The sequence below is a fragment of the Rhodobacter flavimaris genome (genome assembly GCF_021378075.1).
In the GTDB taxonomy this organism is placed as follows: domain Bacteria; phylum Pseudomonadota; class Alphaproteobacteria; order Rhodobacterales; family Rhodobacteraceae; genus Rhodobacter; species Rhodobacter flavimaris.
In genome coordinates this window covers 54,844-70,465 of the sequence record NZ_JAJUOS010000011.1, presented here as the reverse complement: position 1 = coordinate 70,465, position 15,622 = coordinate 54,844, and the positions used below count along the sequence as shown (strand labels likewise).

Below are 15,622 nucleotides of genomic sequence, written 5' to 3'. Positions count from 1 at the left end.
GTCATGACCAGCCGCAACTCCAAGCTTCTCCTGATCGCCGCCGGCGGCACGGGCGGGCATATGTTCCCCGCGCAGGCACTGGCCGAGGCGATGGTGCGTAAGGGCTGGCGGGTCAAGCTGTCCACCGATGCACGGGGCGCGCGCTATGCGGGGGGCTTCCCGCATGTAGTGCAGATCGAGCAGGTCGCCTCGGCGACCTTCGCGCGAGGCGGGGCGTTGGCCAAGCTGGGCGTGCCGTTCCGCATCGCGGGCGGGGTTGCCGCCGCCGTCAAGGCGGGGCTGCGCGACCGGCCGAGCGTCGTTGTGGGCTTTGGCGGATACCCGACGATCCCGGCTCTGTCGGCGGCGCAACTGCTGCGCATCCCATCGGCCATTCATGAACAAAACGGCGTCATGGGGCGCGTGAACAAGGTCTTCGCCAAGAAGGTGCGCGCCTTCGCTTGCGGCACCTGGCCGACCGATCTGCCCGCCGGGGTCGAGGGCCTTCACACCGGCAACCCGGTGCGCGCCTCGGTGCTGGAGCGCGCGGGTGCCCCCTACATCCCGCCGGGCGATTACCCGATGTCGGTGCTGGTGATCGGCGGCTCGCAGGGCGCGCGCATCCTGTCGGATGTAGTGCCCGCCGCGCTGGCCAGCATGCCCGAGGCCCTGCGGGCCCGTCTGCGCGTCGCCCATCAGGCCCGCGATGAGGATATGGAGCGCGTAGTGGCCGCCTATGCCGAGGCCGGTATCGACGCCGAGGTGCAGCCCTTCTTCAACGATGTGCCGCGCCGCCTGTCGGAATGCCAGCTGGTGATCTCGCGCTCAGGGGCCTCGTCGGTCGCCGATATCTCGGTCATCGGGCGCCCCTCGATCCTGATCCCCTTCGCCGCCGCAACCGGCGACCATCAGACCGCCAATGCCCGCGGGCTGGTCGAGGCAGGCGCCGCGATCATGATCCCGGAAAGCAAGCTGGAGGCCGCCGCGCTGGCCGAACAGATCACCCTTGTTCTGGACAATCCCAAGGGGGCGGTGCAAATGGCCCACGCCGCCTTGCGCTACGGTATTCCCGATGCCACCGGGCGGCTGGTTGAAATTGTCGAACATCTTGCAGGAAATCCGTCATGAGTGCTGCCGCCACCAAGCTTCCCGGGGAACTCGGGCCGATCCATTTCGTGGGCATCGGCGGCATCGGCATGTCTGGCATCGCCGAAGTGCTGATGACGCAGGGCTTCCGCGTTCAGGGCTCGGACGCCAAGGCCTCGAAGATCACCGATCGCCTGGTCGAGCTTGGCGCGACCTTTTTCGAAGGCCAGCGCGCCGAGAATATCGGTGAGGCAGCCGTCGTCGTGATCTCCTCGGCGATCAAGCCGGGTAACCCCGAACTGGAAGAGGCCCGCCGACGCGGTCTGCCCGTGGTGCGCCGCGCCGAGATGCTGGCCGAGCTGATGCGCCTGCGCTCGAACATCGCTGTGGCCGGCACGCATGGCAAGACGACCACCACGACGATGGTGGCGACGCTGCTCGACAAGGGCGGCTTCGATCCGACCGTGATCAACGGGGGGATCATCCATGCCTATGGCTCGAACGCACGTGCCGGTGCGGGTGAGTGGATGGTGGTTGAGGCGGATGAAAGCGACGGCTCGTTCAACCGCCTGCCCGCGACCATCGCCATCGTGACCAATATCGACCCCGAGCATATGGAGCACTGGGGCACCATCGAGAACCTGCGCAAGGGCTTTTACGATTTCGTATCGAACATCCCGTTCTACGGTCTGGCTGTGTGCTGCACCGACCACCCCGAGGTGCAGGCGCTGGTCGGCAAGGTCAATGACCGCCGCGTGGTGACCTTCGGCTTCAACGCGCAGGCCGATGTCCGCGCGGTCAACCTGACCTTCCAGAAGGGCATAGCGCATTTCGACATCCTGCTTCAGGGTGAGGGCGAAGGTTCGAAAATCGAAGGCTGCACCCTGCCTATGCCGGGGGACCACAACGTCTCGAACGCGCTGGCGGCGGTGGCTGTCGCGCGCCATCTGGGCATGAAAAAGGAAGAGATCCGCGAGGCGCTGGCCAATTTCGGCGGCGTGAACCGGCGCTTTACCAAGGTGGGCGAGGTTCTGGGCGGCGTCACCATCATCGACGATTACGGCCACCACCCGGTCGAGATCGCCGCCGTTTTGCGCGCCGCGCGTCAGGCCGTTTCGGGCACGCCCGATGCGCGCGTGATCGCGGTGCACCAGCCGCACCGCTATTCGCGTCTGCACAACCTGTTTGACGATTTCTGCGCCTGTTTCAACGAGGCCGACGTTGTCGCCATTGCCGAGGTCTATGCCGCGGGCGAAGAACCCATCCCCGGCGCCTCGCGCGACGATCTGGTGGCGGGCCTGATCCGCCACGGTCACCGCCACGCCCGCGCGATCCTGTCCGAGGAAGACCTGTCGCGGCTGGTGAAAGAACAGACCCGCCCGGGCGACATCGTCGTCTGTCTCGGGGCAGGGACGATCTCCACCTGGGCGAATGGCCTGCCCGCCCGGTTAGGGACGAGTTGACATGGCCGCGCCTGCCCTCAAGCGGCGTCTCGGCCCCGGCCTGATGACCGCCTATGGGGTGGGCGTCATGGTCGGCGCAGGGATCTATGTTCTGGTCGGCGCCGTCGCGGCGCAGGCCGGGATTTGGGCGCCGCTGGCCTTCCTGATCGCGGGGATCGTGGCCGCGCCCTCGGCGCTGTCTTACGCCGAACTCTCGGTGCGTCTGCCCGAAGCGGCTGGCGAGGTCGCCTATGTCGAGGAAGGCCTGAGCAGCCATGCACTGGCCGTTCTGGTGGGGCTGGCCATCGTGCTCGCAGGCGTCATTTCCGCCGCCGCCGTCCTGCGGGGCGGGGCGGGTTACCTGGCGCTGCTTGTGCCGCTGGAGCCAGCACTGATCATCCTCGGCCTTGGCGCGGCACTGAGCGCCCTGGCGGTTGTCGGGGTGCTCGAGACCCTCGCCTTTGCCGCCATCCTGACGCTGATCGAGGTTGTGGGCCTTGCGCTGGTGATCTGGGCCGGGTTTTCGGCGCCCGCCGTCCCAGAGATGGCCGCGCTGCCGCCGGTGAACTGGTCGGGCGTGGCGGGGGCCGCCGCGCTGGCCTTTTTCGCCTTCATCGGCTTTGAGGACATGGTCAACATGGCCGAGGAGGTGCGCGACCCGAACCGCACCCTGCCGCGCTCAATCCTCGCCGCGCTGGCGATTACCACGGCGCTGTATCTGCTGGTCAGTTTCGCCGCTGTGCGTGCAGTGCCGGTCGAGACCCTTGCGGGGTCCGAGCGTCCGCTGGCGCTGGTTTGGGAGAGCGCGGGCAACTCGGCGCAGCTGCTCGCGGCGATCGCGGTGGCGGCGGCGCTAAACGGGGTTCTGGCGCAGATCGTCATGGCGGCGCGGGTTCTGTTCGGGCTTGGTCGGCGCGCACCGGGGCTTGCGATCTTCAACAAGGCGCATCCGCGTTTTGGCACGCCGGTTCTGGCGACGGTGCTGGCGGGCGCGCTGATGCTGGCCTCGGCGCTGATGCTGCCGGTGTCGGCGCTGGCGCAGGCGACCTCGATGGTGCTGCTTGGCGTCTTCATCCTTGTGAACCTGTCGCTTGTCTTCCTCAAGCGCCGCAGCGCCGAGGCGTCGTTCCGCGTTCCGATGATCGTGCCGCTGTTCGGCGCGGCGGCCTCAGCGGCCGCATTGTTCGCCGCACTTGGGGGTGTCGCATGACCCATTCGCTGACCGCCGCCTGTGTCTGGGCGCTGATCGCCACCCTGATCGCGGTTGGTCCGAACCGCTGGCACTGGCCGGCTGCCTGGGTGCTGATCGCCACGGGCGTGCCGGTGTTGGGTTGGGTCACCTATGAGAACGGGCCGGTCTGGGGCATCCTTGTGCTGGCGGGCGGCTTGTCTGTCCTGCGCTGGCCGGTGAAATACCTGTTGCGTTCGCTGCGATCCGAGCGCGGGGCGCATTCGGAATAGCGCCACGCCCCTTGTCGAGCAGCCCCGTGGCGGGGTAGAGCGGGGCCATGGAAAACATGGCCTATACCCCGCGCGGCACCCTGACGCCGAACCGTTCGCTTGCCGATCTGACATGGCTTCGGGTCGGTGGCCCGGCGGACTGGTTTTTCCAGCCTGCGGATGCCGAGGATCTGGCGGCCTTCCTGGCAGCCCTTCCGGCAGAGGTTCCGGTGTTCCCGATGGGCGTCGGGTCCAACCTGATCGTGCGCGATGGCGGTATCCGGGCGGTTGTCATCCGGCTGGGGCGAGGCTTCAACGCGATTGAGGTGTCGGGCGATACCGTCACCGCCGGGGCCGCCGCGCTGGATGCCCATGTCGCGCGCAAGGCCGCCGAGGCGGGGCTTGATCTGACCTTCCTGCGCACCATTCCCGGCTCGATCGGCGGTGCGGTGCGGATGAATGCGGGCTGCTACGGGTCCTATGTCGCCGATTGTCTGGTCAGCGCAGACGTTATTCTGCGCACCGGCCAGCGCCTCACGCTGACGGCCAAGGATCTGCGCTTTGCCTATCGCTCAAGCGTCTTGCCCGAGGGCGCGGTTCTGGTCTCGGCGACCTTCCGTGCCGCGCAAGGCGCTCCCGATGCGCTTGCCGCGCGGATGGAGGATCAGCTTGCCAAGCGCGATGCCAGCCAGCCGACCAAGGAACGCTCGGCCGGTTCGACCTTCCGCAACCCCTCGGGCGCGTCCTCGACCGGGCGGGCCGACGATGTGCACGATCTCAAGGCCTGGAAAGTGATCGACAATGCCGGCATGCGCGGCGCCCGGATCGGCGGTGCGCAGATGAGCGAGATGCACTCGAATTTCATGATCAATGCGGGCGGCGCCACGGCACAAGATCTTGAGTCCCTTGGCGAAGAGGTCCGCAAAAAGGTTTTGCAGACCCAGGGAATTTCGCTAGAGTGGGAAATCATGCGCGTGGGCGAATATTGATCGGCCCGGCGCGCGACTGACAACGAACAACATTCCACGGGGACAACCCCGGGAGAGGCGAAATTGGCGGGTGTGTCGAGCAGGGCAACCCACCGTGTGGCGGTTTTGAAGGGTGGTCTTTCCGCAGAGCGGGAAGTGTCGCTCTCCTCGGGGCGTGAATGTGCCGAGGCGCTGCGGGTGGCGGGTTTCGATGTGATCGAGATCGACGCGGGGGCGGATCTGCCCGCGCGCCTGGCCGATGTGAAACCGGACTGTGTTTTCAATGCCTTGCATGGTCGCTGGGGCGAGGATGGCTGCGTTCAGGGCCTGCTTGAGTGGCTGCGCATTCCCTACACGCATTCGGGCGTGATGGCCTCGGCCATCGCGATGGACAAGAGCCGCTCGAAGGATGTCTATCGCGCGGCAGGCCTGCCTGTCGTCGAAAGCGTTCTGGCCGCGAAATCCGAGGTGATGGCGCGCCACGTTCTGCCGGTTCCCTATGTGGTCAAGCCGAACAATGAAGGATCGTCGGTCGGCGTCTATCTGGTCACCGATGGCGCGAACAGCCCGCCGCAACTGGCTGACACCATGCCAGATGTTGTGATGGTCGAAACCTATGCGCCGGGGCGCGAGATGACCTGCTCAGTGATGGGCGACCGCGCGCTTTGCGTGACAGAGATCGTCACCACCGGCTGGTATGACTACGCCGCCAAATACAATGTCGGCGGCTCGCGTCACGTCTGCCCGGCCGATATCCCTGCCGAAATCACCGAGGCCTGCCGCGACTATGCGCTGCGCGCGCACAAGGCGCTTGGCTGCCGGGGCCTCAGCCGCACCGATTTCCGTTGGGACGACACGCGCGGCCTTGCGGGGCTGGTGCTGCTGGAAACCAACACCCAGCCGGGCATGACGCCGACCTCGCTCTCGCCCGAGCAGGCGGCCGCCGAAGGGCTGTCTTTCGCCGATCTCTGCGCCTGGCTGGTGGAGGATGCCTCATGCGACCGCTGAGCGCCGAACCCCGCTATCTGCACCGCGATCAGTCGCGCGCCGCCGCCCCCCGCGCCATGCGCCGCGATCCCGCGCCGTCGCGTCTGGCCTACCGGCTCGAGCGTCTGTGGCTGACCCCCTTCGTGCGCGCCTTCACCCGGATCGGCGTTCCGGTCTTCGCGGTGACGCTCGGGCTTGGCATCTGGCTTGGTGATGAAGGCCGCCGCGCCGAGTTGATGCAGGATTATCAGGACATCAAGACGGCGGTGCAGAACCGCCCGGAATTCATGGTCTCGCTGATGAAGATCGAGGGCGCCTCGCCCGAGGTCGATACCGCGATCCGCGCGATGCTGCCCGTGCAACTGCCCGCCTCGTCCTTCGCCATCGATCTGGACAATTACCGCGACACCATCGCCAAGCTCGACGCGGTGCGCGATGTGTCGATCGTGGTGCGCTCGGGCGGGTTGCTTGAGGTGCGCGTGACCGAGCGCGAGCCCGCGATCCTGTGGCGCACCGTCACCGGCATCGAGATGCTGGACGAGACCGGCCACCGCGTCGCGACGCTGCTTGACCGCGCGGCGCGTTCCGACCTGCCGCTGATCGCGGGAGAGGGCGCCGATGCCGCCGTGCCCGAGGCGCTTGAGATCCTCGAGTCCGCGCAGCCGATCCTGCCGCGCACCCGTGGCCTGGTGCGGATGGGCGAGCGTCGGTGGGATCTGGTGCTCGACCACGACCAGCGCATCCTTCTGCCCGAGACCGAGCCCGCCCGCGCGGTCGAGCGCCTGCTCGCGCTCGACGCGGCCGAGGATCTACTGGCCCGCGATTTCACCCAGCTCGACCTGCGCAACCGCGAACGCCCGACCCTGCGCCTTAGCGCAACCGCGATGGACACGTTCAAGACGCTGGCCGGGCAGACGATCCAAGTGAAGGCAACGCCATGACCGATCTTTACCAGTCCCAACGTGCGATGCGGAACATGCGCAAGGCTGCGATGCAGCGCGGCGTTGTGGCGCTTCTGGATATCGGGACGTCGAAGATCGCTTGCCTTGTGTTGCGCTTCGATGGGGCGGATACGCTGCGCGACGCCGAGGGGATCGGCTCGCTGGCCGGGCAGTCGGGCTTCCGGGTGATCGGTGCCGCCACGACCCGCTCGCGCGGTGTGCGTTTTGGCGAGATTGACGCGATGGCCGAGACCGAGCGCGCGATCCGCACCGCCGTGCAAGCCGCGCAGAAGATGGCCAATACGCGCGTCGATCACGTCATTGCCTGCTTTGCCGGGGCGCAGCCGCGTTCTTACGGGTTGGCGGGCGATGTCGAGGTTCTGGGCGGTCAGGTCGATGAGCAGGACGTGGCGCGGGTGCTGGCCTCGTGCGATCTGCCGCCGATCGGGCAGGGGCGCGAGGTGCTGCACGCCCATCCGGTAAACTTCGCGCTGGATCATCGCTCGGGTCTGGGCGATCCGCGCGGCCATGTCGGTCAGCGCCTGGCGGTGGACATGCACCTGCTGACCGTCGATGAATCGGTCATTCAGAACCTGATTTACTGCATCCGTCGCTGCGATCTGGAACTCGCCGGGGTGGCAAGCTCGGCCTATGTGTCGGGGCTGTCATCGCTGGTCGAGGATGAGCTGGAACTGGGTTCGGCCTGTATCGACATGGGTGGCGGCGCGACCGGCGTGTCGATCTACATGAAAAAGCACATGATTTTTGCCGATGCGGTGCGCCTTGGCGGCGATAACGTGACGCGCGATATCGCGGCGGGGCTGCAAGTGCCCATGGCGGTGGCCGAGCGTATCAAGACCTTCCACGGCGGCGTGGTTGCGACCGGGATGGATGACCGCGAGATGATCGAGCTGTCGGGCAGCTCGGGTGATTGGGAAAAAGACCGCCGTCAGGTCAGCCGTGCCGAGCTGATCGGCATCATGCGCCCGCGCGTCGAAGAGATCCTTGAGGACGTGCGCGCGCTGCTGGATGCAGCGGGCTTTGATCATCTGCCCTCGCAGCAGATCGTGCTGACGGGCGGCGCCAGCCAGATCCCCGGCCTCGACGGGCTCGCGGCGCGCATTCTGGGCCATAACGTGCGCCTCGGGCGGCCGCTGCGCGTGCAGGGGCTACCGCAGGCGGCGACGGGGTCAAGCTTTTCCTCGGTGGTCGGTTTGGCGCTGTTTGCGGCCCATCCGCAGGACGAGTGGTGGGACTTTGAAACTCCGGCCGAACGGCTTGGCGCGCGTTCGCTGCGCCGTGCGTTCCGCTGGTTCCGCGAGAACTGGTGAAAGCTAGGGCAGGGGCCTGCCCGATTCGCTTCCACCAGATCCTGACGTATGCGCGAAATACCGCTGACAGCGGCAAGGCACTCTCCACATTTTGTGGAGACAGCGTGTTTTTTAAGTGACGTTCCCCGGATTCGAAGGTAAAATCGGTCTAATTTTGGGGGCAATTGGCCGCGGCGGCGCGGCTCATCACATAAAAACAGGCGGAAATCCATGACCTTGAATTTGATGATGGCGGATCACGAAGAGCTGAAGCCGCGGATCACCGTTTTCGGCGTCGGCGGCGCCGGGGGCAACGCAGTCAACAACATGATCGAGAAGGCCCTTGAAGGGGTCGAGTTCGTCGTGGCCAATACCGATGCGCAAGCGCTGCAACAATCGCGCTCTTCGGCCCGCGTCCAGATGGGCGTGAAGGTCACCGAGGGTCTGGGTGCCGGCGCGCGCCCGAGCGTGGGCGCGGCCGCCGCCGAGGAATCCATCGAGCAGATCGTCGATCATCTGGCCGGCGCGCATATGTGCTTCATCACCGCCGGTATGGGCGGCGGCACCGGAACCGGCGCGGCGCCGATCATCGCGCAGGCCGCGCGTGAGCTGGGCGTGCTGACCGTTGGCGTCGTGACCAAGCCCTTCCAGTTCGAAGGCACCAAGCGGATGCGTCAGGCCGAGGCCGGTATCGAGGCGCTGCAAAAAGTCGTCGATACGCTGATCATCATCCCGAACCAGAACCTGTTCCGCCTGGCGAACGAGCGCACGACCTTCACCGAGGCTTTCGCCATGGCTGATGACGTCCTTTACCAGGGCGTTAAGGGTGTTACCGACCTGATGGTTCGTCCGGGCCTGATCAACCTCGACTTCGCCGACGTGCGTGCGGTGATGGACGAGATGGGCAAGGCCATGATGGGCACCGGTGAAGCCTCGGGCGACGAGCGTGCCGTGCAGGCCGCCGAAAAGGCAATCGCCAACCCGCTGCTCGACGAGATCTCGCTCAAGGGTGCGAAGGGTGTGCTGATCAACATCACCGGCGGCTACGATCTGACACTGTTCGAGCTGGACGAGGCCGCGAACCGGATCCGCGAAGAGGTGGACCCGGAGGCAAATATCATCGTCGGCTCGACGCTGGACCCCGAGATGGAAGGCGCGATGCGCGTTTCGGTCGTGGCGACGGGTATCGACGCCGCGCCGGTCACCGCCGAGATCCCGGTGCCGCGCCGCTCACTGGCCGAGCCGCTGAAGCCGGCTGAACCGGAAGTGAAGCCCGTTGCCGCCGCTCCGGCGCCGCAGCCCGCCCCGCAGCCGGTCGTCGCCGCGCAGCCCGCAGCCCCGGCGCCGCAGCCGGTCGAGCGCAACCTGTTCGACGCGGCCCCCGCGCCGCAGCAGCCCGAAGCCGCCGACCACCTGCCGCCCCCGGCCTACCAGCCGCGTCCGGCCGCGCCGCGCGATCTGCATGTCGAGGAAGATGCCGCCGCCTTCGTGGCGCCGCGTCCGCGCGCACCCGGAACGCCCTCGCCCGAGGCGATGGCGCGCCTCCAGGCTGCCGTGAACAAGGTGCCGCAGCAGCAGGCCGCGCAGCGCCCGACGATGTCGGCCAGTCGTCCGGCCGCGCCGCAGCCCCAGCCGCAGGCCGAGAAGCCGCGCTTCGGTATCAACTCGCTGATCAACCGGATGACCGGCCATGCCGCACAGCCGGGACAGGAGGTGCCGCAGCGTCAGGCCGCTCAGCCGCAGCAGGCCACCTATGAGGACGAAGGCGACGGTGAGCAGGATCGGATCGAGATTCCGGCCTTTCTGCGTCGTCAGGCGAATTAATCGCTTCACAAACTTTCTGAAAAAGGCTGGGGTGCCCCGGCCTTTTTTGTCGTGAAAACAGGTGGTTATGCCTCGCTCGGCGGGGATTTGCCGCAGCTGCATTCATTTGTTTCAGTTTGTTGCAAAGAGTGAATTGTGATGCGCGTCAGGGTTTCTTAACTGATGCTGCGGACTCGGGTCTGGCGGAAACAAATACGTTCCGTTCCGGGAACAACGTGTAACGAAAGGGCAAGATCGTGCAGACGACACTCGGTTCCTCGGTGACCTTCGACGGCGTGGGCCTGCACTCCGGTGCGCCCGTGCGGATGGTCCTGCGCCCTGCGCCCGCCGGACACGGGATTGTCTTTCGCCGCACCGATGTTGCTGGCGCCAACCCGCGCATCGCGGCGCTCTGGGATCGCGTCACCCCTTCCAAGCTTTGCACCCTGATCGAGAATGAAGATGGCGTGTCGGTCTCGACGATCGAGCATGTCATGGCCGCGCTGACCGGCGTCGGTGTTCACAGTGCGCTGATCGAGATCGACGGCCACGAGGTTCCGATTCTCGATGGTTCCTCCGCGCCTTTCGTTGAGGCTATTCGCAAAGTCGGCCTGCGCAATCTTGGCGGCAATCTGCGCGCCATCCGCGTGTTGAAGCCGGTCGAAGTCCGCGAGGGCGAGGCCGTTGCGCGGCTGGAGCCCGCCTCGGCGCTGGAGATCGACTTTGCCATCGACTTCGCCGATGCCGCAATTGGCAAGCAGGCCAAGCGCCTGAACATGGCCAATGGCGCCTTCGTGCGCGAGTTGATGGACAGCCGCACCTTCTGCCGCCAGGCGGATGTGGATTACATGCGCGCACATGGCCTGGCCCTCGGCGGCACCTATGAAAACGCCGTCGTCGTCGATGGCGACAAGGTGCTCAGCCCCGGCGGCCTGCGCCACTCGGACGAGGCGGTGCGCCACAAGATGCTCGACGCGCTTGGCGATCTGTCGCTGGCGGGGGCGCCGATTCTTGGGCGCTACACCGGCGTTCGCGCGGGCCACGCGATGACCAACCGCCTGCTGCGCGCGCTTTTCGCCGAACCGCAGGCGTGGTGCTGGGAAGAATGCAGCCAGCAGCAGGCCTATGGTCTGCCCGGCGCTGGCGTGTGCCGCCCCGCGCTTGCCGCCTGCTGAAACGGATCGCCGCAGTTCGCCCAAGGGTACGAAAGGCGTTTTGCGCCCGGAATTTTTCTGTGCTAGGACGGGCGAAGCAGTCGCCTCTTTGAGGGGGCGGATCGGACGATGCACCGGGCGGGACGGCTTCGGGCGAAACGGATAGGGCAGGGCATGACGCGCGGCGGAACTGCGGCACTTCGGGTCGGAAGTCTAATGCTGGTGATGGCTCTTGCAGCCTGTTCGGGCGATGGCGGCAAGCCTCCGCTCGAAACCTTCACCGCCGAGGAAATCTACAAGCGCGGCGAATACGAGCTTGAGGTGGGTAACCCCCGTCGGCCCGATACGGCGCTTTACTATTTCTCCGAGGTCGAGCGGCTTTACCCCTATTCCGAATGGGCCAAGCGCGCGCTGATCATGGAAGCCTATGCGCAGCACAAGTCCAAGGATTACGAATCCGCGCGGGCTTCGGCGCAGCGTTTCATCGACACCTATCCGGGCGACGAAGACGCGGCCTATGCGAAATACCTGCTGGCGCTGTCTTATTACGACCAGATCGACGAGGTCGGCCGCGATCAGGGCCTGACCTTCCAGGCGCTGCAAGCCCTGCGCGACGTGATCGAGCAATATCCCGAGAGCGACTATGCGCGCTCGGCCATCCTCAAGTTCGACCTCGCGTTCGACCATCTCGCCGCGAAAGAGATGGAGATCGGGCGCTACTACCTCAAGCAGCGGCACTACACCGCAGCGATCAACCGCTTCCGCGTGGTGGTCGAGCAGTTCCAGACGACGACTCACACACCCGAGGCGCTGATGCGTCTGACCGAAGCTTATCTTGCGCTTGGTCTGACGGACGAAGCGCAGACGGCGGCGGCGATTCTTGGGCATAACTTCCAGTCGTCGCCCTTCTATGGGGACGCCTACGCGTTACTCAAGAAGCAGGGGCTTGCGCCCAAGGCCAAGGGCGACAGCTGGCTGGCGTCGATCTATCGGCAGGTGATCAAGGGCGAATGGCTCTGACGCCGCTGGTGGCCTGAGGGGTTGCTATGCTGCGCACGCTCGACATTCGGGACATGCTAATCATCGAGCGGCTGGAGCTGGACTTCCGCTCCGGCCTCAACGTGCTGACCGGTGAAACCGGGGCGGGCAAGTCTATCCTGCTGGATGCTCTTGGATTCGTGCTGGGTTGGCGTGGGCGGGCCGAGCTGGTGCGCAAGGGCGCCGACCAGGGCGAGGTGACGGCGGTGTTCGATCTGCCGCAGGCGCATCCCGCTCGACAGGTTCTGGAAGAGGCTGGTATCCCGGCGGGTGACGAATTGATCCTCCGGCGCGTCAATGCCGCCGACGGGCGCAAGACCGCCTGGATCAATGATCGGCGCGCCTCGGGCGAGGTGCTACGGGCGGTCTCGGCGACCTTGGTCGAGTTGCATGGTCAGCAGGATGACGGCGGGCTTTTGAATGCGCGCGGCCACCGTGCCTTGCTGGATGCTTTTGCAGGCCATGACGATCTGTTGGGGGCCGTGCGCGCCGCATGGGCGGCACGCGGCGCGACCTCGCGCAAGCTGGCCGCTGCGCAGACGGCCCTGGCCGCGATCAAGGGTGAAGAAGAGTTCCTGCGCCATGCCGTTGGTGAGCTGGACACGCTCGATCCGCAACCGGGCGAAGAGGCCACGCTGGATGCTCAACGCCGCCTAATGCAGGGCGCCGAGAAGATCCGCCAGGACGTGGCGCGAGCCTTGCAGGCGCTTGGCCCCGAGGGCGCCGAGGGCGCGATGCGCGATGCCGATCGCTGGTTGCAGGGCGCGGCGGACCGGGCCGAGGGGCGGCTCGATGCGCCGCTCGGGGCGCTTGATCGGGCCTTGATCGAGTTGGGCGAGGCCGCGCAGGGCGTCGAGACAGCGCTGGATGCGCTGTCATTCGACCCGCGCGCGCTGGAAGCCTGCGAGGAGCGCCTGTTCGCGATCCGCGCTTTGGCGCGCAAGCATGGCGTGCTGCCCGACGATCTGGGCGGTTTCGCCGAGGATCTGCGCGCCCGCCTTACCGCCTTGGATGCGGGCGAGGGCGATATCGCGCGGCTTGAGGCCGACATGGCCGTGGCCGAAAAGGCCTATGCGCAGGCCGCCGCGCGGCTGTCCGAGGCGCGCGGGGCCGTTGCCGGGCGGCTTGATGCTGCGATGGCGGCGGAGCTTGCACCGCTCAAGCTCGAACGCGCCGTGTTCGAAACTCAGATCGCACCGGGTGAGGCGGGCCCCGAGGGCTGCGACGCGGTGGCCTTTACCGTCGCGACCAACCCCGGCGCGCCCGCCGGGCCGCTGAACAAGATCGCCTCGGGGGGTGAGCTTTCGCGCTTCCTGCTCGCGCTCAAGGTCGTGCTGGCGCGGGGCGCCGATGCCGTGACGCTGATCTTCGACGAGATTGACCGGGGCGTGGGTGGGGCGACCGCCGATGCGGTCGGGCGGCGTCTGGCGCGGTTGTCGGAAACCGCGCAGGTGCTGGTCGTCACCCACTCGCCGCAGGTTGCGGCGCGGGGCAATCACCATTTTCGCGTGCAGAAATCGGTCTCGGACGGAATGACGACTTCGGAAGTGGTCGCGCTGGCCGCCGATCAGCGCCGCGACGAGATCGCGCGCATGATCGCGGGCGCCGAGGTGACCGACGCCGCCCGCGCCGCGGCCGAGGCCTTGCTGGCGGGCTGATCAGCCCTCGGGCACGAACTGGGCGGCGACAACCTGCCAGCCTTCGGGTGAAATCCCCAATGTCGCGCAAAGGATCGCGCCGATCCGGCCCGCGTCCGAGCCGTCCTCATGCACGATCCCGGTCAGCACAAAGCGCTGGATCAGCACGACGGCATCGGAGCCTACAGTGCGCATCTTGGTCTTGCCGGTAACAAGCCGCGCGCGGGAAAAGGCTCCGGCAAGCTCGCTGGCCAGAAGCTCGGCGATCTGGCGGCGGCCCTCGGCGGTGCCGCCGGTCAAGCTGAGGAAATCGGCATCCTCAGCAAACAGCGCGGCAATGGCGCGGGCGTCGCGCGCCCCCCATGCGGCGGCGAAAAAGCGCGGAAGATCGGCGGGGGTGGCTAGGCTCATTTCGCGCTCTCCGGCAGCGGCAGATCGGGCACAACCTTGCCCGGATTGAGGATGTTCTGCGGATCAAGCGCGGCCTTGATCGCGCCCATCACTTGCCAGCCCTCACCATGCTCGGCGGTCATCAGGCCGCGCTTGCCAAGGCCGACGCCATGTTCGCCGGTGATCGTGCCGCCCATGGCCAGTGAACGCTCGGCCAGCTTCTTCGCGACGCGCTTGGCACGGGCCAACTCGTCCGCATTTTCGCGGTCGAGCAGGACGATTGCGTGGAAATTGCCGTCGCCGACATGGCCCAGGATCGGGCCGATCAGGCCCTCGGCCTCGATATCGGCGCGCGCGGCGGCCACGGCCTCGGCCAGGCGCGAGATCGGCACGCAGACATCCGTCACCAGCCCCATGCAGCCGGGACGCGAGGCGAGGCAAGCGGTATAAGCGCCGTGGCGCATCTTCCACAGGCGGTTGCGATCCTCGCTCGAAGTTGCCCATTGGAAATCGGCGCCGCCCATCTCGGCCACGACCTCGCCGAAACGCTTGCTGTCCTCGGCCACGCCATCGTTCGAGCCGTGGAACTCGATCAGCAGATGCGGCTTTTCGGGCATCGTGGTGCCGTTCATCTTGTTGAAGACGCGGGCGATCTCTTCGTCCACGAATTCGATCCGGGCCATCGGGATGCCCATCTGGATCGTCATCTGCACGGTCTCGACCGCCGCCTCCAGCGTGTCGAAGGCGCAGACGGCCGACGAGATCGCCTCGGGCTGGCCATGCAGGCGCAGGGTCAGTTCGGTGATGATGCCAAGCGTGCCTTCCGACCCCAGCATCAGCGCGGTCAGATCGTAGCCCGCTGCCGATTTCGCCGCGCGCGAGCCGGTGCAGATGATCCGACCGTCCGCCAGCACGACTTCAAGCGCCGCGACATTGTCGCGCATCGAGCCATAGCGCACCGTCGTCGTGCCCGACGCCCGCGTGCCCGCCATGCCGCCAAGCGAGGCATTCGCCCCCGGATCGACCGAGAAGAACAGGCCGGTCGCGCGCAACTCGGTGTTCAACTCCTCGCGCGTAAGGCCCGGTTGCACGACCGCAAGCATGTCCTCAGCGCTGACTTCAATCACCCGGTTCATCCGGCTCATGTTGAGGCAGATACCGCCATGGGTCGTCAGCGCGTGCCCTTCAAGCGAGGTGCCCGCGCCCCAGGCCACGATCGGCACGCCGTATTTCGCGCAGATCTTGACGATGGCGCTGACCTCCTCGGAGGTTTCGGGCCAGGCCACTGCATCGGGCAGGGTGGGGCCGAAATAGGTCTCGGACCGGCTGTGCAGGTCGCGCTCGGCCTGGGTAAGGCTGAGACGGGTTCCGAGCAGGGTTTCGATTTCGGCAATCGCGGCGTCGAGCGGCATCGGCTTCTCCTGTGTTGCCCGACTCTTAGGCAGTT

At 66.7% G+C, this 15,622-nt stretch carries 14 protein-coding genes; 12 read left to right on the top strand and 2 right to left on the bottom strand.

What is annotated here, in order from left to right:
• The first annotated feature begins 3 nt into the window (after window positions 1-3).
• The 12 genes from LZA78_RS14055 to recN all read left to right on the top strand — a co-directional run bounded on the left by LZA78_RS14055 (window position 4) and on the right by recN (window position 13,806).
• Window positions 4-1,107, top strand: a complete 1,104-nt coding sequence (locus LZA78_RS14055; RefSeq protein WP_233677550.1) for a UDP-N-acetylglucosamine--N-acetylmuramyl-(pentapeptide) pyrophosphoryl-undecaprenol N-acetylglucosamine transferase — start codon at window positions 4-6, stop codon at window positions 1,105-1,107.
• Window positions 1,104-2,528: a UDP-N-acetylmuramate--L-alanine ligase gene (gene murC / locus LZA78_RS14050; RefSeq protein ID WP_233677549.1), complete on the top strand. Its 1,425-nt coding sequence runs from the start codon at window positions 1,104-1,106 to the stop codon at window positions 2,526-2,528. Before LZA78_RS14055 ends, murC begins: the two co-directional genes overlap by 4 nt.
• 1 nt (window position 2,529) lies before the next feature.
• Entirely contained in the window at window positions 2,530-3,717 is a 1,188-nt protein-coding gene (locus LZA78_RS14045; RefSeq protein WP_233677548.1) for an APC family permease, read from the top strand.
• On the top strand, window positions 3,714-3,968 hold the full coding sequence (locus LZA78_RS14040) for a DUF2484 family protein (protein ID WP_233677547.1): 255 nt from the start codon (window positions 3,714-3,716) through the stop codon (window positions 3,966-3,968). Before LZA78_RS14045 ends, LZA78_RS14040 begins: the two co-directional genes overlap by 4 nt.
• Window positions 3,969-4,015: 47 nt before the next feature.
• A complete protein-coding gene (gene murB / locus LZA78_RS14035) occupies window positions 4,016-4,936 on the top strand; it encodes a UDP-N-acetylmuramate dehydrogenase (RefSeq protein ID WP_438811083.1) in 921 nt (306 codons plus the stop codon).
• A gap of 63 nt (window positions 4,937-4,999) precedes the next feature.
• On the top strand, window positions 5,000-5,923 hold the full coding sequence (locus tag LZA78_RS14030) for a D-alanine--D-alanine ligase (protein WP_233677546.1): 924 nt from the start codon (window positions 5,000-5,002) through the stop codon (window positions 5,921-5,923).
• Window positions 5,911-6,843 (top strand): cell division protein FtsQ/DivIB, encoded by a 933-nt coding sequence (locus tag LZA78_RS14025; protein WP_233677545.1) that lies wholly within the window; start codon window positions 5,911-5,913, stop codon window positions 6,841-6,843. The genes LZA78_RS14030 and LZA78_RS14025 overlap by 13 nt, the downstream gene beginning before the upstream one ends.
• Window positions 6,840-8,174, top strand: a complete 1,335-nt coding sequence (gene ftsA / locus LZA78_RS14020) for a cell division protein FtsA (RefSeq protein WP_233677544.1) — start codon at window positions 6,840-6,842, stop codon at window positions 8,172-8,174. Before LZA78_RS14025 ends, ftsA begins: the two co-directional genes overlap by 4 nt.
• A gap of 210 nt (window positions 8,175-8,384) precedes the next feature.
• Window positions 8,385-9,977: a cell division protein FtsZ gene (gene ftsZ / locus LZA78_RS14015; RefSeq protein WP_233677543.1), complete on the top strand. Its 1,593-nt coding sequence runs from the start codon at window positions 8,385-8,387 to the stop codon at window positions 9,975-9,977.
• A gap of 236 nt (window positions 9,978-10,213) precedes the next feature.
• Entirely contained in the window at window positions 10,214-11,131 is a 918-nt protein-coding gene (lpxC, locus tag LZA78_RS14010) for a UDP-3-O-acyl-N-acetylglucosamine deacetylase (RefSeq protein WP_233677542.1), read from the top strand.
• Between the two features lie 153 nt (window positions 11,132-11,284).
• Window positions 11,285-12,130, top strand: a complete 846-nt coding sequence (locus LZA78_RS14005; RefSeq protein WP_255697493.1) for an outer membrane protein assembly factor BamD — start codon at window positions 11,285-11,287, stop codon at window positions 12,128-12,130.
• 26 nt (window positions 12,131-12,156) lie between these two features.
• Window positions 12,157-13,806, top strand: a complete 1,650-nt coding sequence (recN, locus tag LZA78_RS14000) for a DNA repair protein RecN (protein ID WP_233677541.1) — start codon at window positions 12,157-12,159, stop codon at window positions 13,804-13,806.
• On the opposite strand, the gene LZA78_RS13995 is transcribed toward recN, so the two are convergent.
• Together LZA78_RS13995 and LZA78_RS13990 are read right to left on the bottom strand one after the other, a co-directional pair.
• Window positions 13,807-14,196 (bottom strand): SgcJ/EcaC family oxidoreductase, encoded by a 390-nt coding sequence (locus LZA78_RS13995; protein WP_233677540.1) that lies wholly within the window; start codon window positions 14,194-14,196, stop codon window positions 13,807-13,809.
• Window positions 14,193-15,587, bottom strand: a complete 1,395-nt coding sequence (locus tag LZA78_RS13990) for an FAD-binding oxidoreductase (protein WP_233677539.1) — start codon at window positions 15,585-15,587, stop codon at window positions 14,193-14,195. The genes LZA78_RS13995 and LZA78_RS13990 overlap by 4 nt, the downstream gene beginning before the upstream one ends.
• Window positions 15,588-15,622 lie beyond the last annotated feature (35 nt).

What these genes read in the sequence shown, in the direction of transcription:
- LZA78_RS14055 (WP_233677550.1), top strand. Translation starts at nt 4, where the DNA reads ATGACCAGCCGCAACTCCAAGCTTCTCCTGATCGCCGCCGGCGGCACG.
- murC (WP_233677549.1), top strand. Translation starts at nt 1,104, where the DNA reads ATGAGTGCTGCCGCCACCAAGCTTCCCGGGGAACTCGGGCCGATCCAT.
- LZA78_RS14045 (WP_233677548.1), top strand. Translation starts at nt 2,530, where the DNA reads ATGGCCGCGCCTGCCCTCAAGCGGCGTCTCGGCCCCGGCCTGATGACC.
- LZA78_RS14040 (WP_233677547.1), top strand. Translation starts at nt 3,714, where the DNA reads ATGACCCATTCGCTGACCGCCGCCTGTGTCTGGGCGCTGATCGCCACC.
- murB (WP_438811083.1), top strand. Translation starts at nt 4,016, where the DNA reads ATGGAAAACATGGCCTATACCCCGCGCGGCACCCTGACGCCGAACCGT.
- LZA78_RS14025 (WP_233677545.1), top strand. Translation starts at nt 5,911, where the DNA reads ATGCGACCGCTGAGCGCCGAACCCCGCTATCTGCACCGCGATCAGTCG.
- ftsA (WP_233677544.1), top strand. Translation starts at nt 6,840, where the DNA reads ATGACCGATCTTTACCAGTCCCAACGTGCGATGCGGAACATGCGCAAG.
- ftsZ (WP_233677543.1), top strand. Translation starts at nt 8,385, where the DNA reads ATGACCTTGAATTTGATGATGGCGGATCACGAAGAGCTGAAGCCGCGG.
- LZA78_RS14005 (WP_255697493.1), top strand. Translation starts at nt 11,285, where the DNA reads ATGACGCGCGGCGGAACTGCGGCACTTCGGGTCGGAAGTCTAATGCTG.
- recN (WP_233677541.1), top strand. Translation starts at nt 12,157, where the DNA reads ATGCTGCGCACGCTCGACATTCGGGACATGCTAATCATCGAGCGGCTG.
- LZA78_RS13995 (WP_233677540.1), bottom strand. Translation starts at nt 14,196, where the DNA reads ATGAGCCTAGCCACCCCCGCCGATCTTCCGCGCTTTTTCGCCGCCGCA.
- LZA78_RS13990 (WP_233677539.1), bottom strand. Translation starts at nt 15,587, where the DNA reads ATGCCGCTCGACGCCGCGATTGCCGAAATCGAAACCCTGCTCGGAACC.